Origin of the sequence: Shimia sp. R9_2, assembly GCF_017743735.1 — a bacterium.
Lineage (GTDB): Bacteria > Pseudomonadota > Alphaproteobacteria > Rhodobacterales > Rhodobacteraceae > Shimia.
Genome location: NZ_JAGHRO010000006.1, coordinates 165,043 through 183,031 on the forward strand (window position 1 = coordinate 165,043; position 17,989 = coordinate 183,031).

The 17,989-nt window shown below is 55.6% G+C and carries 19 protein-coding genes; 14 read left to right on the forward strand and 5 right to left on the reverse strand.

The genetic code is table 11. The features are described 5' to 3' along the window. Positions 1-13: 13 nt before the first annotated feature. Entirely contained in the window at positions 14-622 is a 609-nt protein-coding gene (locus tag J7400_RS15180; protein ID WP_209064796.1) for an ABC transporter substrate-binding protein, read from the reverse strand. Then, positions 609-1,388: a VacJ family lipoprotein gene (locus J7400_RS15185; protein ID WP_348540181.1), complete on the reverse strand. Its 780-nt coding sequence runs from the start codon at positions 1,386-1,388 to the stop codon at positions 609-611. The genes J7400_RS15180 and J7400_RS15185 overlap by 14 nt, the downstream gene beginning before the upstream one ends. A 191-nt stretch (positions 1,389-1,579) precedes the next feature. On the opposite strand from J7400_RS15185, the gene J7400_RS15190 reads away from it, so the two are divergent. The 5 genes from J7400_RS15190 to J7400_RS15210 all read left to right on the forward strand — a co-directional run bounded on the left by J7400_RS15190 (position 1,580) and on the right by J7400_RS15210 (position 6,809). Beyond that, entirely contained in the window at positions 1,580-3,313 is a 1,734-nt protein-coding gene (locus tag J7400_RS15190; protein ID WP_209064798.1) for a type I secretion system permease/ATPase, read from the forward strand. Next, the gene (locus J7400_RS15195; protein ID WP_209064799.1) at positions 3,310-4,614 is read left to right on the forward strand and encodes an HlyD family type I secretion periplasmic adaptor subunit; all 1,305 of its coding nucleotides are present in this window, start codon (positions 3,310-3,312) and stop codon (positions 4,612-4,614) included. Before J7400_RS15190 ends, J7400_RS15195 begins: the two co-directional genes overlap by 4 nt. Positions 4,615-4,686: 72 nt before the next feature. After that, positions 4,687-5,148: a RidA family protein gene (locus tag J7400_RS15200; RefSeq protein ID WP_209064801.1), complete on the forward strand. Its 462-nt coding sequence runs from the start codon at positions 4,687-4,689 to the stop codon at positions 5,146-5,148. Between the two features lie 186 nt (positions 5,149-5,334). Further along, positions 5,335-6,522 (forward strand): GNAT family N-acetyltransferase, encoded by a 1,188-nt coding sequence (locus J7400_RS15205; RefSeq protein WP_209064803.1) that lies wholly within the window; start codon positions 5,335-5,337, stop codon positions 6,520-6,522. Next, positions 6,519-6,809, forward strand: coding sequence for a 4a-hydroxytetrahydrobiopterin dehydratase (locus tag J7400_RS15210; RefSeq protein WP_209064805.1), 291 nt, complete (start codon positions 6,519-6,521; stop codon positions 6,807-6,809). The genes J7400_RS15205 and J7400_RS15210 overlap by 4 nt, the downstream gene beginning before the upstream one ends. Before the next feature lie 50 nt (positions 6,810-6,859). Here J7400_RS15210 and J7400_RS15215 read toward each other — a convergent pair whose 3' ends face one another. Then, positions 6,860-7,348 (reverse strand): peroxiredoxin, encoded by a 489-nt coding sequence (locus J7400_RS15215; protein WP_209064807.1) that lies wholly within the window; start codon positions 7,346-7,348, stop codon positions 6,860-6,862. Positions 7,349-7,432: 84 nt separating this feature from the next. Here J7400_RS15215 and J7400_RS15220 point away from each other — a divergent pair, with 84 nt between their 5' ends. From J7400_RS15220 to rplP, 7 genes are all read left to right on the forward strand, one after another. Next, positions 7,433-8,641: an FAD-dependent oxidoreductase gene (locus tag J7400_RS15220; RefSeq protein ID WP_209064809.1), complete on the forward strand. Its 1,209-nt coding sequence runs from the start codon at positions 7,433-7,435 to the stop codon at positions 8,639-8,641. Further along, positions 8,638-9,204 (forward strand): 16S rRNA (guanine(966)-N(2))-methyltransferase RsmD, encoded by a 567-nt coding sequence (rsmD, locus tag J7400_RS15225; protein WP_209064811.1) that lies wholly within the window; start codon positions 8,638-8,640, stop codon positions 9,202-9,204. Before J7400_RS15220 ends, rsmD begins: the two co-directional genes overlap by 4 nt. A 260-nt stretch (positions 9,205-9,464) precedes the next feature. Beyond that, positions 9,465-10,307, forward strand: a complete 843-nt coding sequence (gene rplB, locus J7400_RS15230) for a 50S ribosomal protein L2 (protein ID WP_132862190.1) — start codon at positions 9,465-9,467, stop codon at positions 10,305-10,307. 3 nt (positions 10,308-10,310) lie between these two features. Continuing rightward, positions 10,311-10,589 carry a 30S ribosomal protein S19 gene (rpsS, locus tag J7400_RS15235; protein WP_209064814.1) on the forward strand — a complete coding sequence of 93 codons (279 nt, stop codon included), beginning with the start codon at positions 10,311-10,313 and terminating at the stop codon, positions 10,587-10,589. Between the two features lie 3 nt (positions 10,590-10,592). After that, entirely contained in the window at positions 10,593-10,973 is a 381-nt protein-coding gene (gene rplV, locus J7400_RS15240; RefSeq protein ID WP_209064816.1) for a 50S ribosomal protein L22, read from the forward strand. Continuing rightward, positions 10,973-11,680 carry a 30S ribosomal protein S3 gene (gene rpsC / locus J7400_RS15245; RefSeq protein ID WP_209064818.1) on the forward strand — a complete coding sequence of 236 codons (708 nt, stop codon included), beginning with the start codon at positions 10,973-10,975 and terminating at the stop codon, positions 11,678-11,680. Before rplV ends, rpsC begins: the two co-directional genes overlap by 1 nt. 13 nt (positions 11,681-11,693) lie before the next feature. Continuing rightward, positions 11,694-12,107 carry a 50S ribosomal protein L16 gene (rplP, locus tag J7400_RS15250; protein WP_209064820.1) on the forward strand — a complete coding sequence of 138 codons (414 nt, stop codon included), beginning with the start codon at positions 11,694-11,696 and terminating at the stop codon, positions 12,105-12,107. A 275-nt stretch (positions 12,108-12,382) separates the two neighbouring features. Here rplP and J7400_RS15255 read toward each other — a convergent pair whose 3' ends face one another. Further along, the gene (locus J7400_RS15255; protein ID WP_209064822.1) at positions 12,383-14,548 is read right to left on the reverse strand and encodes a methyl-accepting chemotaxis protein; all 2,166 of its coding nucleotides are present in this window, start codon (positions 14,546-14,548) and stop codon (positions 12,383-12,385) included. A 200-nt stretch (positions 14,549-14,748) separates the two neighbouring features. Between J7400_RS15255 and J7400_RS15260 the strand changes: the two genes are divergently transcribed. Both J7400_RS15260 and J7400_RS15265 read left to right on the forward strand, forming a co-directional pair. Continuing rightward, positions 14,749-15,369 (forward strand): 2OG-Fe(II) oxygenase family protein, encoded by a 621-nt coding sequence (locus tag J7400_RS15260; protein ID WP_209064824.1) that lies wholly within the window; start codon positions 14,749-14,751, stop codon positions 15,367-15,369. 278 nt (positions 15,370-15,647) lie between these two features. Continuing rightward, on the forward strand, positions 15,648-16,559 hold the full coding sequence (locus tag J7400_RS15265; RefSeq protein ID WP_209064826.1) for a hypothetical protein: 912 nt from the start codon (positions 15,648-15,650) through the stop codon (positions 16,557-16,559). A 65-nt stretch (positions 16,560-16,624) separates the two neighbouring features. Here the strand turns inward: J7400_RS15265 and J7400_RS15270 are convergent, their stop codons facing one another. Beyond that, positions 16,625-17,815 (reverse strand): MFS transporter, encoded by a 1,191-nt coding sequence (locus tag J7400_RS15270; protein ID WP_209064828.1) that lies wholly within the window; start codon positions 17,813-17,815, stop codon positions 16,625-16,627. Between the last annotated feature and the right edge of the window lie 174 nt (positions 17,816-17,989).

Below are 17,989 nucleotides of genomic sequence, written 5' to 3' on the forward strand. Positions count from 1 at the left end.
TAGGAAGCTGGGGTCAGCCAGCTTTGTTCAGATCGCGAATAAGGCCGTCGATGTTGCCATTGTTGCGGTCCAGCAATGCACCGATTTCCGACTTTTCCGACAGACGCAGGCTGATGCCTTCGATGATCATGTCAAAGAAGCGGTTTTGGCCTGATTTGTCAGACACCAGGAAGTTCACCTCAAAAGGCGCCTGACCGCGCAGGGTGACCTGGGTTTTCACTTCATAAAAGCTTTTCACCGGGCGACCGCTGACAACATCCACCTTGCCGCCGACAAACTCATTGAAGCGTTTGCCGTACTTGCGGGCGATATATCCTTGGAATGCCTTGGTGTAGGATTTCAGCTGGCTCTTGCTCGCGCTGCGCGCATCAGGGCCAAGTGCAGAGCGCGCCAGGATGTTCACATCCGCATACTTCACAAAGATCCGCTCGAAATCTTTGATCATCGCGTTCACGGGCTTACCCGAGGAAATCACCTTGTTGATGTCCGCGACGGCCTTCTCGATGAGTGCAGTCGCTTGTGCTTCGTTGGTTGCCAGAGCAGGCCCGGCTACGGCGCCTGCCACGAGGGACGCGCCAACAAAGGACATAAACGAACGGCGGGACAGCTTAGAAATCGGCATACGGATCCTCATAGGGGTCGAATTCTGGATCGACATAAGTGCTTGCATCACCGTTTCCAAGTTCGAAGCGGCGGTTCTGCAGGTAAAGAATACGTGCTTGGGCGTAACTGTCGGCACTCTCGTAGAGAATGGAATCGATGGTCTCGTCGTAGTCATAACGGTTGCCCATCACATTCACGACATAGGCGCCTGCACCGATGTAGCGTGTGGGCTCGCGTGTCACCACAAAGAAGGGATCCAAGATGATGTCGACAAGCAGGCCGTAGGCGTCGCGGGTTGTTGAAGGACCAAAGAATGGAAGCTCGGTATAGGCGCCTTCGCCTTTGCCCCAGACATGAAGCGTTTCGCCGAAGTCGGTGTCGTGCCGTTCCATACCGCCGGCGCTGGCGACATCGATAAACCCGAACAGACCAAACAATGTGTTCACGGTAAAGCGCGCAAGGTTGGTGGTTGCTTCGCCCACATTGCCTTGCAGGGAGTTGTTGATGAAGTCGTTTGGCAACGACAGGTGATCTGCGAAATTCGAGAAGCCTCTGCGCGCAACTGGCGGCACGATCGTGCCGTAGCCGGTAGCCGCAGGTGAAAGCAGGACTTTGTCTACCGATTTGTTGAAGCCGTGGATACGGCGGTTCGCAGCCTCATTTGGATCGTTGATCCCAGAAGGCGACTGGCTTGAGGTGCTTGCGCAGGCGCTGACGGTCAAGGCCAACAGGAGGCAAAGCAGATTGCGCTGTTTATTAAGCAAGAATTGTGGCAGGAGGGTCACGTCGTATTCTCTTCTACTCACCAACTATGGCACGTTCACATTTAGATATAGTCTACCTAAGCAGCATAAAGACGAATTGAAACCGCTGTTTTGGTTTCGGCCATATTGGTCGCTTAGATTGATTCTTTAGCGTTCCATATAGCAAACGAAGATGGACTGCGACCCAAGACTAAGTGACAAGAGTAAAGTTGATGGCATCACCTGCTGCAAAACAAGGCGAAGAAGAACTCAGAAGTGTCCGAAAGCGCAGCCGTGCTCTTTATTGGGCAGTTGGCTTATTCAGCTTCTTTGTGAACCTGCTGATGCTCACCGGCCCCCTGTATATGTTGCAGGTCTATGACCGGGTGCTGGGGAGCGGATCTGAAGAGACTTTGATTGCACTGTCGCTGTTGGTCGCATTTCTCTTCACACTGATGGGCGTGCTTGATTTTGTACGGGGGCGCGTGATGGCGCGCGTGGGCGCGCGGTTCCAAGAAGATTTGGATCAACGCGTTTTTGATGCCGCAATCCGCCGGTCGACAATCGAAAAGTCTCGTGAATCGCAAACCGCTTTGTCGGATCTGGAGTCCATTCAACGCCTTCTTACGTCGCCGGTGCTGACGGCCGTTTTCGATATTCCTTGGACGCCTGTGTTTCTGATTGGGATCACGCTTTTCCATCCCTGGCTTGGTATGCTGGCCGTTGTTGGTGGTGGCATCCTGATTATTGCGGCGGTGCTTAATCAGCTTGCCTCACGCAGACCTCTGCAGCGGGTGAATATGTCAACGCATGTGGCCAATCAGATGTCATCGCAGCTGCAAGCTGAGGCGGAGATGGTCAGTGCGCTGGGGATGCGCGAAGCCGCGTTTCGCCGTTGGCGCAAAGCGCGCAGCGAGTCGTTGCAAGCCACAGTTGCTGCTGCTGATGTCGGCGGCCTGTTTTCTACCAGTACCAAAACGTTCCGCCTTTTCCTGCAGTCTGCGATGCTCGGCCTTGGGGCCTATCTTGCGCTGAAGGGCCTTGTCACGCCGGGGGCCATGATCGCAGGGTCAATTCTCTTGGGGCGCGCACTGGCGCCAATTGAAATGGCCGTGAACCAATGGGCGGTTGTGCAGCGTGCCCGCAACGGTTGGCAAAACCTGTCTGTACTCCTCGGCGAAGTGCCGCCGGAAGCGCCTCGCACAAAGCTGCCTGTGCCTGCGGCGCGCCTCCGTCTACAGCAGGTGACTGTGGTGCCTCCGGGTGAGAGCCAGGCGTCCTTGCGTATGATCACATTTGACGTGGCTCCGGGGGAGGCCGTCGGGGTTATCGGGTCTTCTGGCGCGGGGAAGTCGACTTTGGCGAAAGCGATCACTGGGGTTTGGAAGACTGCCGGTGGTAAAGTGCGGCTGGATGGCGCGACGCTTGATCAATATGATCCAACGGACCTTGGGCGCTATATCGGTTATCTGCCGCAGCGGGTCGAGCTCTTTGACGGCACAATTGCCGACAACATCGCACGTCTCGCAGAAACGCCTGATCCGGAGAAGGTTGTAGAGGCCGCACAAAAAGCCGATGCGCATGAAATGATCCTGAAACTGCCGGAAGGTTACGACACGCAAGTGGCCTCTCATGGAGGTCGTCTTTCGGGCGGGCAAATTCAGCGGATCGGGCTTGCGCGCGCGATGTATGACAATCCGGTGCTCCTTGTTTTGGATGAGCCGAACTCCAATTTGGACAATGAAGGATCCAACGCGCTCAATACCGCGATTCGGAACATGAAAGCTTCAGGCAAGGCGGTCTTGATCATGGCGCACCGTCCTGCGGCTATTCAGGAATGCAACAAACTCTTGGTGTTGGAGCAAGGCGCACGACGGGCGTTTGGACCTCGTGATGAGGTGCTCAAAGAAGTTCTGCAGAACTACTCTGAGGTCAAAGGTGCAACCACTCCAGGAGGGGTACAATGAATACGAACAACCGTTGGACGGCACGTGCGCCCCTCATTTACGGCGGCATTGCACTTCTGATTTTGGTTGGCGGGTTTGGTGCCTGGGCTGTCGGGTCACAAATTGCGGGGGCGATTGTGGCCTCAGGCCGCGTTGAGGTGGATCGCAACCGGCAGGTGGTTCAGCACATCGACGGTGGTGTAATTACTGAAATCGGGGTCGACGAAGGTGATCAGGTGGAGCAAGGGCAATTGCTGCTTAGGCTTGATGAAGCGGATCTCATGTCTGAGCTGATTGTGACTGAGGGTGAGCTCTGGGAGATCATGGCGCGCCGAGGGCGATTGGAAGCGGAACGCGATGACGCCGAAGTTGTGGTGTTTGACGGGGAGCTGATCAAAGCAGGTTCTACAAACCCCGATGTGTCCGGGTTTATGGACGGCCAAGTGCGCTTGTTCATGGCGCGTTCGGAATCTTTGGATCGCAATACGGAACAGCTCGGAAAACGCATCGCGCAAATTCAGAGCCAAATCGAAGGCATCGACGCCCAAAGAAATGCGCTAAGCCAGCAGCTAGATCTGATCAGGGCTGAATTGGCGGACCAGCAACAGCTTTTGGAAAAAGGGTTGGCGCAGGCCACACGTGTTCTGGCGCTGCAGCGGGAAGAGGCGTCCCTCGCCGGGCAAGTCGGGGAACTGCTGGCGCAGCGCGCGCAGGCCGATGGTCGTATCACGGAAATTGAAATTGAACTGCTCAAACTGCAGACAACACGTCGGGAAGAAGCGATCGCGACGTTGCGCGATTTGAGATACCGGGAGCTTGAATTGGCCGAGCGTCGGCGTCAGCTGAGCCAGAAACTCGACCGTCTCGCCATCCGGGCACCGGTGTCCGGCGTGGTCTACGGGCTCAACGTGTTCACGCTCCAATCGGTGATCAGACCCGCAGACCCCTTGATGTTTATCGTGCCGCAGGATCGTCCGCTGGTGGCGGCTGTGCAGGTTCCCACCATTCACGTCGATCAGGTTTATCCGGGGCAAGAGGTTGCGTTGCGGTTCTCCGCGTTTGATCAGCGTACGACGCCAGAGCTTGAGGGCAATGTGGTGCGCATTTCACCGGATGCGTTTGAAGACGACCAAACGGGTGAGTCCTACTACGAGGCCGAGATTGAGCTGTCGGAAGGCGAAGTGGAAAAACTGCCGTCTGATGTGACGCTGATACCGGGCATGCCCGTAGATGCGTTCTTGCGCACAACCGATCGTACACCGCTTGCGTATCTGACGAAGCCGCTCACAGACTATTTCGTGAAAGCCTTCCGCGAAAGCTGACCGGAAAGCTGCTTTCCAAATCAGATTGTTGGGTCTAGCGTCGCGGCACCTTGGCTTTTGGGAGCAAATAAAATGAGCAAGATCGAAGCGAAACTGAGCGAGCTTGGTGTCAATTTGCCGGATGTGGCCGCACCGGCAGCAAACTATGTGCCTTATGTGGTCGTTGGGGACATGGTCTATGTTTCCGGCCAGATTTCCATGAATGAAGATGGGCTCATTCTGGGCAAAGTTGGTGCGGATTTGGATACGCAAGCTGGTGCAGATGCCGCCAAGACTTGTGCAATCAGTCTGCTGGCAGCGCTGAAAGCGGCTTGTGGTGGCGATATCGACCGGCTGGTGCGTGTTGTGAAGCTGGTGGGTTTTGTCAACTCTACACCTGATTTCACAGATCAGCCAAAGGTCATCAACGGAGCCTCCGATTTCCTTGTTGAAGCGCTGGGCGACAAAGGCCGCCATGCCCGTTCCGCGGTGTCCGCTGGTGCGCTTCCGCTGGGCGTTGCGGTGGAAATCGAAGCGATTTTCCAGATCGCGTAAACGGTTTGCTTTTTAAAGGCGCGGTGCATGGCAAATGCACTGCGCCTTTTTCTTGGTAGGCATTTCGGCGAGCACCACCAAAAAGTGACGTCCGGATGTCCCCTTATTGCGTATTGTGATCAAAGCTGGAACGGAGCGTTGCTCCGCACTAAGTGCTGAGTAGCCTTGGGCATTCGGAGAACGGGCATGGACGGCAAGCAAATTGAGATCGAAGTCCACAATACGCTGCGCGACATTCCCGCTGCCGAGTGGGACGCTTGTGCGGATGCTGACCGGCTGGCAGGTCAGAGGTGTGCCAATCCATTTGTTTCGCATCGGTTTTTATCAGCTCTTGAGGAAAGCGGCTCTGTGGGAGCCGGCACAGGTTGGTACCCGCGCTACCTGACTGTCCGCAGTTATGAGGGATTGGCCGCCGCAGCCCCGATGTATGTCAAAGAGCATTCACAGGGCGAGTATGTCTTTGATCACAATTGGGCGCATGCATATGAGCAGGCTGGCGGGCGCTACTATCCCAAGCTGCAGTCAGCGGTGCCGTTTACGCCGGTCACTGGCCCCCGGTTTCTAGGACGTAAAGACTGGCGGGGACGTGCTCAAGCGGCGCTCACGCAGGCCATGGTCCAGATCGCGGATGATCACGACCTCAGCAGCGCGCATATCACGTTTTGCACGCCTGAAGAGGCCGAGATCGGCAAACAGTTGGGCCTGTCCTATCGGACAGGTCAGCAGTTTCATTGGTTGAATGACGGCTATGAAAATTTCGATGATTTCCTTGCCAGGCTGTCATCGCGCAAGCGCAAGAACATCAAGAAAGAGCGTTCCAAGGCCCAGAAATTTGGCGGTGAAATTGTCGCCCTAACTGGTGCCGAAATCCAGCCAGAGCATTGGGATGCAATGTGGCGCTTTTATCAGGACACAGGCGCCCGCAAGTGGGGCTCGCCCTATCTGACCCGCACTTTCTTTGACATCATTCACGAAACCATGCGGGAGGATGTGCTTCTCGTGTTTGCCATGCGCGGGGGTCAAGCGGTCGCAGGGGCCATGAACTTCATCGGCCGCGACGCGCTTTTCGGCCGCTACTGGGGCTGCATTGAGGACCACCCCTGCCTGCATTTTGAGTTGTGTTATTATCAGGCGATGGACTGGGCCATTTCAAACGGCCTGTCTTCGGTTGAGGCGGGCGCGCAGGGGGAGCACAAACTGGCAAGAGGTTACTTGCCGGTCACAACTCACTCGCTGCATTGGATAAGAGATGCGGGATTTCGGGAGGCCGTTGACAAATTCCTGGAGGCTGAACGTCGGGCCGTCTCTCAAGACGTTGAAGTGCTTACGGCTTGGGGGCCGTTTAAGAAGACATCGGAGGAGGACCATCAATGACAGAGCGACTAAGCGAAGCTGCGAGAGACGCTGTATTAGAGCCGCTTCTCGAGAACGGCTGGACCCTGGATACGGAGCGGGATGCGCTCGAGAAATCATTCAAGTTCGACAATTTTGTCGAGGCATTTGGCTGGATGACACGCGCCGCAATTTGGGCGGAGAAATGGAACCACCACCCCGAGTGGTTCAACGTTTACAGCCGTGTGGAAGTGGTGCTCACGACCCACGATGTCGGTGGGATTTCGGCATTGGATGCCAAGCTCGCACGGAAGATGGATTCGCTCTAAAGTGTGGCGGCCCGATCTGAATTCCGGAAGGGCCGCCAGAACTGGTTGGCTTAGAGGGCCGACAGCATGGTTTCGCCAGCGCTGACCTCGCAAACACCTGGCGACTCTTCAACGTTCAGCACTTTCACCACGCCATCTTCCAGCAGTGCGGCGTAACGCTTTGAGCGGTTCACAAAGCCGATCTCTGGCACAGAGAACTCCAGCCCCATGGCTACGGTCAAAGCGCCGCTGGGATCGGCCAGCAATGTCACGCCTGCTTCGGCGGCCTGAGTGTTCTTGTCCCACGCGTCCATTACGAACGGGTCGTTCACCGACAAGCAGATCACTTCCTCAACGCCCTTTTCTTTGAACGCGTCCATGTTGCGCATGAAGCTTGGCAGATGAGCTGAAGAACAGGTGCCCGTAAAGGCGCCGGGCAGACCAAACAGAATAACTTTGCGCCCTTTGGTCAGGCTCTCAACGCTGACGGGTTCCGGGCCTTCTGCCCCAACCTTCATCAGTGTGCCCTCTGGGATGTTATCACCTACAGAAATTGTCATTGATTATACTCTTCGTTGCGTTTCCCTGAAATGCGGATATAGGCTCCGATGCGATTGACGCAATGGCCGCGAGGGGAGTGTAACGTGACGCACGTTGTTGTGATAGGCGCTGGTCAGGCCGGTGCGGCCTGTGTGGCGAAACTGCGCGCACTTGGTTTTGATGGGCAAATCACGCTTGTAGGGGCGGAAAATGTGCTTCCGTATCAGCGGCCTCCGCTTTCCAAAAAATATTTGCTCGGTGAAATGACGCTGGAGCGTTTGTTCCTGAGGCCTGAGAGCTTTTATGAAGAGCAGAACATCAATCTGCGTCTTGGTACCCGTGTAACGGCAATCGATACAGTTGCGCGAAAGGTTGTCACTGAGGCGGAAGAGCTGACCTACGACCATCTTGTCCTTGCGACGGGCGCTACGCCCAATAGATTGCCCGCCTCCATTGGTGGCGATCTCGGCGGTGTCTACGTCGTGCGGGATCTGGCAGATGTCGATGCGATGGCGCCGGAATTTGTCGAAGATCGCCGTGTTTTGATCGTTGGTGGTGGCTATATCGGCTTGGAGGCTGCAGCGGTGGCGGCGTCCAAGGGATTGAAAGTGACACTTGTTGAGATGTCAGAGCGCATTCTGCAACGTGTGGCAGCACCGGAAACGTCAGATTACTTCCGCGATCTGCATGCAGCTCATGGTGTTGAGGTTCTGGAAAACGTTGGCCTTAAAGGCTTGCAGGGCGAGGGGCGCGTCGTATCTGCTGAGCTGACGGATGGCACCCAGCTTGCGGTGGATTTTGTCATTGTCGGTGTCGGCGTGAAGCCCAACACTGCATTGGCGGAAGGCGCAGGTATCGCGCTCGATAACGGCATCAAGACAGACGCGCTGGGGCGCACGGATGTTGAGGCTGTGTGGTCAGCAGGGGATTGCGCCTCTTTCCCCTACAAAGCGGCGCAAATCCGCCTTGAGAGCGTTCCAAACGCCATTGATCAAGCTGAGGTGGTTGCGGAAAACATTATGGGCGCCGAGAAGCCTTATGTTGCGAAGCCTTGGTTCTGGTCAGATCAATACGATGTCAAACTTCAGATTGCGGGCCTGAATTCGGGCTACGACCGCGTCGTGACACGTGACAACGGCGATGGAGCTAAGTCCTTCTGGTACTATAAGGGTGAGACGCTTCTTGCCGTTGATGCGATGAATTCAGCACGCGACTATATGGTCGGCAAACGCCTGATCGAGGGCGGTAAGTCACCAAGTGCTGAGGTTGTTGCGGACATGACGATCGAGATCAAGGATTTGATGCGCCTGTGAGGATCATTGCCGGAACATGGCGCGGAACAGCGCTGGCTGCTGTGGGCAAAGGGGATGCGGGCAAGCACCTGCGCCCAACGACTGATCGCGTGCGTGAAAGTCTCTTCAACGTGCTTATGGGCGGCAAGTTTGGCGATCCTATAACTGGTGCACGTGTGCTGGATCTCTTTGCCGGTACAGGCGCGCTTGGCCTTGAGGCGATGTCTCGCGGGGCTGAGCATGTGACTTTTGTAGACGATGGGCGCGTCTCCGGGCAACTCATCAAAAGCAACATCCAAAGGCTCAACGCCAAGGCTAGCACGCGATTGTTGAAAATGGACGCGACCAGACTGCGCGCCAATGATGCTGATCCTTGTGATTTGGTGTTTCTGGACCCGCCATACGGAAAGTCGATTGGGCAAAGGGCGCTTGTTGAGGCGGTCAAACACGGTTGGCTGGCCGAAGATGCGCTCATTGTTTGGGAAGAGAATGCACCTCAGCTGGCGCCTGAGGGGTTCGAGATGATCGATGCCCGAAAGTACGGCGACACACATGTGACGATGCTGCGTCGGGCCGGTGGCTAAAGGCGCGGTAGCCGCCTTGGGTAGCAGGCGCTGGCGCAGTGTGCCAAACCCCAATAAATCTTGGCGCTGCTATAGACAGCCTTTCCGATCCCTGTTACATCGCGCCAGTCGTGTGGCCTCAGATTCGTTCTGGGGCTGCACCGTTTTTGAACCGGGGACCTTCGGGGCCCTATAAACTTGGCCACCTTCGGGGGGCTTTAACATAGCCGGACCAAAGACAAGAACCTAAGGTCTGGCGCGCTATACGGAAGACAGAAAGCATGGCACTCAAGTCGTACAAGCCGACGACGCCGGGCCAGCGTGGGCTGGTGCTGATCGACCGTTCGGAGCTTTGGAAAGGACGTCCTGTCAAAGCCCTCACTGAGGGTCTGACAAAATCGGGCGGCCGGAACAACACCGGACGGATCACCTCGCGTCGTCGTGGTGGTGGGGCGAAACGCCTTTACCGGATCGTTGACTTCAAACGGAACAAATTTGATGTAGCGGCAACCGTTGAGCGGATCGAATACGACCCGAACCGGACCGCATTCATCGCATTGGTCAAATATGACGACGGCGAGCAGGCATATATCCTCGCGCCTCAGCGTCTGGCAGTTGGCGATCAAGTGATCGCGTCTGCAAAGGCCGACATCAAGCCGGGCAACGCAATGCCGTTCTCGGGCATGCCGATCGGTACGATCGTTCACAACATCGAACTGAAACCAGGCAAAGGCGGCCAGATCGCCCGTGCAGCTGGTACCTACGCTCAGTTTGTTGGTCGTGACGGTGGTTACGCTCAGATCCGCCTGTCCTCTGGCGAACTGCGCCTCGTACGTCAGGAATGCATGGCCACCGTTGGTGCCGTGTCTAACCCTGACAACTCCAACCAGAACTTCGGTAAAGCCGGCCGTATGCGCCACAAAGGCAAGCGTCCGAGCGTTCGTGGTGTGGTCATGAACCCGATCGATCACCCTCACGGTGGTGGTGAAGGTCGTACCTCCGGTGGTCGTCACCCAGTGACACCATGGGGTAAGCCGACCAAGGGTGCGCGTACCCGCAACAAAAACAAAGCGTCGCAAAAGCTTATCATCCGCTCGCGTCACGCCAAGAAGAAGGGGCGTTAATAGATGTCTCGCTCTGTATGGAAAGGCCCTTTTGTGGATGCTTACGTGCTTAAGAAAGCCGAAGCAGTTCGCGAATCCGGTCGTAATGAAGTGATCAAGATTTGGTCCCGTCGTTCCACCATCCTGCCCCAGTTCGTGGGTCTGACTTTTGGTGTGTACAACGGTAAAAAGCACGTTCCTGTGCTGGTAACCGAAGACATGATCGGTCAGAAATTCGGTGAATATTCGCCTACCCGTACCTACTACGGGCACGCGGCCGACAAAAAAGCGAAACGGAAGTAAGTCATGGGCAAGGCAAAGAACCCCCGCCGCGTGGCTGAAAACGAAGCAATGGCGAAAACTCGCATGCTTCGCACCAGCCCGCAGAAACTGAACCTGGTGGCCGGCATGATCCGCGGCAAGAAAGTTGAGAAGGCTCTGACCGACCTGACTTTCTCCAACAAGCGTATCGCGCAGGACGTGAAGAAATGCCTTCAGTCCGCGATTGCCAACGCCGAAAACAACCACAACCTGGACGTCGACAGCCTGATCGTTGCCGAAGCCTATGTGGGCAAGAACCTGACCATGAAACGCGGTCGTCCGCGCGCCCGTGGTCGTTTCGGCAAGATCATCAAGCCGTTCTCTGAGCTCACCATCAAGGTGCGTCAAGTTGAGGAGCAAGCCTAATGGGTAACAAAGTCAATCCGATTGGCATGCGCCTTCAGGTGAACCGCACCTGGGACAGCCGCTGGTATGCTGACACCAAGGACTACGGTGATCTTCTTCTGGAAGACCTCAAGATCCGTGAGTTCATCAAGAAAGAGTGCAAGCAAGCTGGTGTTGCACGTGTGATCATCGAGCGTCCGCACAAGAAGTGCCGCGTGACCGTTCACACCGCACGTCCTGGCGTGATCATCGGTAAAAAAGGCGCAGACATCGAGACTCTTCGCAAGAAGATCGCGACGATGACTGACTCCGAGCTGCACCTCAACATCGTTGAAGTGCGTAAGCCGGAACTCGACGCTCAGCTGGTTGGCGAGTCCATCGCTCAGCAGCTGGAACGCCGTGTGTCTTTCCGTCGCGCGATGAAGCGTGCCGTTCAGAACGCAATGCGCATGGGCGCCCTGGGTATCCGGGTGAACGTCGCAGGTCGTCTGGGTGGTGCCGAAATCGCACGTACCGAATGGTACCGCGAAGGCCGTGTGCCTCTGCACACCCTGCGTGCTGACATCGATTACGCACATGTGGAAGCGACCACCGCTTACGGGATCATTGGTATCAAAACCTGGATCTTCAAAGGCGAGATCATGGAGCATGATCCACAGGCGCGTGACCGCCGTGCACAAGAAGTCCAGGATGGCCCTGCACCACGTGGTGCCGGTGGTCGTCGCTAAGGGAGACTGATCAATGCTTCAACCAAAGCGTACTAAATTCCGCAAGATGCACAAAGGCCGCATCAAAGGCGAAGCCAAGGGTGGCTCCACCCTGAACTTCGGCTCTTTCGGCCTGAAGGCAACCACACCGGAACGCGTGACCGCTCGCCAGATCGAGGCAGCACGTCGTGCAATGACCCGTCACATGAAACGTCAGGGCCGTGTTTGGATCCGTATCTTCCCAGACACCCCAGTGACCTCGAAGCCTACCGAAGTCCGTATGGGTAAAGGTAAAGGTTCCGTGGACTATTGGGCCTGCAAAGTGAAGCCGGGCCGCGTTATGTTCGAAATCGACGGTGTTGACGAAGACATCGCACGTGAGGCTCTGCGCCTTGCCGCGATGAAACTTCCTGTCAAAACCCGCGTCGTCGTTCGCGAAGACTGGTAAGAGGTTGGTGAGCGACGCTCACCATCTTCAGAGAATTGACCCCTCGCTGGAAACAGCGGGGGGTTTCTTTTTGAGGCATGAAAGATTTTGCGCGAGGTCTAACCGCAAAGTGGCTCGCAGTTTGTCTTAGAAAAACCGGCTCTGCATGTATTCATTCAGCTGTGCAAAGCGCCTTAAAGACAGGGCATCTTCTAGCGGAGCCGCCAATGGTGCGCTTCAAGCAAAAAGCCCCACATGAACTGCGGGGCTTTCTGATTTGTTCTGTCATTTATGGATCAGGCAGCGGCCCATTCTTCATCAAGCGCGTCTTCATCGCTCTCTTCAGTGGCTTGATCCTTGAGCTTAAAGCCGGAGATGGCCCGTACAAGGCTTTCAGCTTCCCCGAGCAGCACCTGCCCAGAGGCCGCTGTTTCCTCAAGCATTGCGGCGCTCTTCTGGCTGTCGTGGTCGAGGCTTTCCACCGCTGCGTTGACTTCCGCGAGGCCGGAGGATTGATCGGCGGCGTTTTCCGCGATCTCATTCACTTTGCCGACCACCTGTTCCACTGCCTGAAGGATTTCGCCGAGAGAGTCTCCGGTTTCATCCATCAACTCAACCCCGTTCACCACCTCAGCCTGCGAGCTGGAGATCAGTGTGTTGATCTCATGTGCCGCATCAGACGAGCGTTGTGCCAAAGCGCGCACTTCAGAGGCCACAACCGCAAAGCCACGTCCTGCGTCGCCTGCGCGGGCGGCTTCGACGCCGGCATTCAACGCCAGCAGGTTGGTCTGGAAGGCCACATCTTCAATCAGCCCGGAGATCTGCGAAATCGCATCAGAGCTTTCTTTGATACGCTGGATGGCCGCCACCGTTTGGTCGGCAACGGTACGCGTGGCTTCTGCCTTCTCTTGTGCGTTATTGACGTGTGTCCGTGCTTCTTGTGCGCTTTGTGCTGTGCTGTTCACAGTTTGTGCAACGGTTTGAAGTGAAGAGGATGTCTCCTCCAAGGAGGCCGCAGAAATTTCTCCTCGGCGCGAGGCATCATCCACCGAGGATGAGATTTCTTTCGATGTGCGATTGAGAACATTGGACGAAGAGGAAAGCTGGCGCACCATCCCGTCAAGACTGCCGACCAGATGATCCAGCGTATCAGAGATGTCTTTGAAAATACCCTTCTGTCCGGACGGCATATTTTGAGAAAGATCCCCTGTTCCCAGGATTTCGAGGGCTTCCTTTACGTCGCCGAGGCCTCTTTCGGTCACTTCACCAATTGCGTTCACCCCGCGTCCTAATTCCGCAAAGGCGCCGTCGGAATTACCGATGTCTATCCGACGGGAAAAATCGCCTTCGCCACAAGCATCAATGACTTTCGATATTTCCCGCGTAAGATGGATGCGTGTTTCTTCGGAATTCCGGAATACTGCCACAGCCTCTGAAATATCAGCCATCTCGCGAATGCGGGATTTCGGAAGGTCGCTAGAGAAGTCTTCCGCCATAACTTCTTTCAGGACAATATCAATTTTTCGAAGCGGCCGGGAGATGCCGCGTGCAAGCAGGATCGCCAGAATGGCAAAGAGCCCGCCGCCTATAATGGCAGCCCAACGGGAGCTCATTTGCGCCTGCTGGCTGAGGATTTCGCTTTCGTGCAGGATATTGTTGGCCGCGCCTTGAACCTCATTCAGCAGTTGATCCATGAGCGGTTCGGCATTTGCAAAATGGGCAGATGCATCGCTGCGTTGGCCGAGCTCAGTCAGAGTTTCCTGTACCAGGGCGGTGAATGAGGCCTGATACGCATCTAGATGGGGCAGGATGCCTTCTCGCTGTGCCGCGCTGTCATAAAAGAAGACAGGGAAGCCACGGAACTCTTCTATGCGTTTGGACACTTCGCCCAGCCAATGTGCGCTTGGGTCGAGGAGAAAGTCCTTCTCATGTTGGCGCATGGTCAGCACTTTGACCCGAAGAACCGGAATCGCTACGCCTTCGAGGCTTGTCTCCATGGCGGCCACGGCTTCGCTCAGTTCGCCTTTGAGACCGTCAGATTGCGTGAGGCCGAGGCGCTGATTGCTGGCCGCAATTTCTTGGAAACTCTCCTCATAGAGAGAGATATGCTCTTTCAACTGGGAAAGCGGTTCGGAAGCACTTTGGAGCTCTGGCAGTTCTGTCACAAGTGTCTCCAACTCCTCTATAAAACCGTTGAGGTCAGTCATCACCGCAGCGTGGCGATCGACATATTTTCTATCCAGTCGCAGAAGGAAATCCTTTTCCGCGCGCCGCGCCATAAGGAATTCGATCTTGATATTCTCAGCGGCAATCATTGCCTCTTCGATATTATGCACCCGATGCTGCATGTCATCGCGCATCTTATGGGAATAGAGCGAGATCCCCGCAAGACCTCCCATTACGGTGAGTGCCATAACGATGATTGTTAGGATCGCGAAATTGACTGTAACCTTGGATTTCATGCTCTCTTCCCCTCACTAGCAAATTGCTAATGGCCAATGTGACTAAAGAGGTAGCAACCACGGGTTAATTTAACGTAGCAGCGAATATGGTGGCGAATTGGCATTCTAATTGCCATTTTAAATCTAATGTTTTCAGAGCGGTAATTCCTTGTTTCACTCAGTGTCTCGCCATTGGTCGCGACGACCGCTAGGAAAGACTCATGTCTACAATCGAATCTCTTTTTGTGACGCGGCTCTATCGGGCGCGTCTGTCTGAACAAGGCCCTGCCGTGGATACCGCAGAGCTTGAAGCCTCTTGTTTCTCGATCGCTGAAGACGATGAAGCGGGGCAGGAATGGTGCGAGAACAATGCCTATCCGGGCTACACCTCTTATGCATCGCTCACCGATTTGCCTTGGCGGTTCCCAATCTTTGCGGATGTGGTCAAAGCACTGGACCTGCATGTGGCAGCTTTCGCAAAAGATCTGGAATTCAACCTCGATGGGCGTGCGCTGAAGCTGGAGGATATCTGGATCAACATTCTTCCAGAGGGCGGGATGCATGCGTCTCATATTCACCCGCACTCGGTGATCAGTGGCACCACTTATGTCTCCATGCCCGAAGGTGCGAGCGCGTTGAAACTGGAAGATCCACGGTCCGGGCGGATGATGGCAGCACCGGTGCGCCATAAGGATGCGCGGCGGGATTTGCAGCCGTTTGTCTATGTAAAACCAGAGGTTGGCGATGTCCTCCTGTGGGAAAGCTGGTTGCGCCATGAAGTGCCGATGAACATGTCGGAAGAAGAGCGTGTCAGCGTGAGCTTCAACTACGTTTGGGAGTAGTTGAAGGCGTAAAATCTACGTCTGTATCACGTCGGTATTGCAGCTGTATCGCGACTGTATCGCGGAGGTGCCTTTGTCGGTCTCCGCGATTTGCTTTTTGAGGCGCAATTCTAGGTGGACTCTAATTGCGGAATGGCAACAGGTCGTCTTGAGGTTCACTTATGGCGCCGCGTTAACTTGTTCGCCTGCGACGACCCCAATAGTTAAATTTTTACTCAAGCGGCTTGGGGCTTGAACCAGCCTTTGGGGTCATGGGGAATTAAGCTGGCAAGACGGACATGAACAAAAATATACAAATGGCGGTGGTTGTTCTTGCAACCGCGGCAGGGGCACCTTTGTACGCAGAGATCGCCACATTCGGCGAATTGGGCGCTGGCGTGGAGCTCTTTGACCAAGGCGGGAGTGCTCTCAATCAGTCGTCTTTTCCGGATGAGCCGGAAGACTTCCGTGCTGGTTTTCTGAATGGCCGATTTGGAGCCAGGTTGGACAACGGTTTGACGTTTGGGGTCGATGGGGGCTACCGCAATACGTCGCTTGAGGATTTTGTGACGCCCGGACAAGAAACCAATGAGGGCGTGGACACTGCCGCACAACTGACCGCGCAGTTTGGGCTATTGTCTGAAGGTCACTATGTTGGCGGTATCGCCGGGGTGGGGCAGGTCGACTTTCTGGGCGACAGCACGGATCAGGATGTGACCTATCGCTTGCTGGGGGCAGGGGCTGGCGTCGAACGGGGCAGCTGGGCCTATGGCGGCTCATTGCTGTTCATGGATGTGAATGCCGCCGAAGATCCTGAAACGCTGGATGAGGCTGTGATTGCAAAGCTGCAAGCGGAGTATGCGTTGGCCTCTGGAAACACATTCTTTGGAGCCTATGCGCTTTATGCTGATGGCAAGAATGATATCGACTCCGGCTTTGGCATTGATGTTGTGAACGGGCCGGGCGCGGGCCTGTACGTGCGCCATAAGATTGGGGCAATTGGCGAAGGGCGCGATGTGATGCTGAATGCCGGCCTCGATTACCTGTCTTTGACAGAGCAGTTCAACGGCAGCGATGTTACCATCGATTCGGTGAAGGCCTATGTCGGCGTTCAAATCACCTTTGGTGGTTCAAAGACACCACGTGCTCTGCGTGTGGCAGCGGCCCCTGACACGACGTTTGCGCAAATGCTTACGCCTATTGTTGACTGATCTGACAGCCCCTCGGATGCGCACCTCTGCGTTTGGTTGGAGGCAAGCGCAGAGGGGCTCAGAGATCACATGTCGAGCTGCGCATGGCGGGCGCTTAGCGCGAGAGCCGCGAAGAGCAACAAGCCGAGCAGCGTGTAGGCGCCGAAAATCACCTGCATCTCCGTATAAGGCAATTGTGCTCCACTTTCGGTTTGGGTGGCGGTAAAGCTGAGCATGAGGGCAAATAGGACGCGCCCAGCCAGACTTTGCACCGACAGATAGGTGGCGCGGATGTCGTTGCTCAGCAGCGGCTGAATGCGCGCACGTATGAATGGGTCTGATAGCGAGTCCGGCACCATACGAAAGAGCAGCAGGGCGATGACAAACAGGCTGTTGGAGATCGCCAAGGCTGCGGTGAGGGCGAGCTGTATGCCAAAGGCCAGAAGCAGCGTTCTTGCCAAACCCAAACGTGTGCGGAGTTTCAGCGCGACAAGCGCGGTCAGGACAGAAACCAGCATCATCGAGAAGGTCACGCCGCCGGAAATCAGCGGCGTTTGAGCGGCGAACCCACGTGCCTCCAAAGCCTCGCGGATAAAGGGTTGCCCGAGCACAAAGGGGATATGACCGAAGGCGTACATCGCGAGCGCGAGGCCGAGCAACCAAAGCAGCGTTGGATGCGATAAGCTGTTGGCCAGCGCGTGCAGACTTTCGCGGTGCGGCGGCGTGGTCAGATGTGGCGTCTCTTTGAACAGGCAGGTGATGCCAAATGTGCCGATGGCTGCACAGGCGGTCGTCACATAGCGGATGATCTCATCCCAGAGCGCAAAAATACCTCCGCTGAGGGCGGAGAGTGCAAGCGCCACGAAACTGAACCGCCATGCCTTAAGTTTATGATATTCAATATCCTTTTCGTGACCCTCTGCCTTTAGGCTTTCAAATAGAAGTGCGCTGTCAGTTCCAGAAGCAAAGGCCCAACCAGCGCCCAGCAATACGTTGGCGATTGCAAAGAGTGTGAAGCCGTCCCCGAACACCAGCAGAATGGTGGCTGAAACGTAACTTAGTGCTGCCGCAAGGAGTGTGCGTTTGCGGCCCAGTCGGTCGGACATGTAGCCGGAGGGGACTTCACACACGGTTGTGGCCAGATCGTAGACCACATAGAGCAAAATGGCCTCGGGGGCAGACAACCGGCTTTCGAAATAGAGAAACCAAGTGGCCTGCCAGAAGATCAGGGATTGGATAAATTTGTACCAAGGAAAAATCTGAATGTTGCGAGACATTCTGAATTGTTGACCCATGGGTTGAGAGTGGGCGAGAACTACTTCTGTTTTAGGCGCTAGTCTCTTTGCCAGTTTGCGGACTGAGACGAGAATGCGAAGCCGCGACTCAGCGAGGTTCTGGAGAATGCGTATGCAGAAATGTTAGGGCTCGCATCTGGGATGGCCCAGGACTGA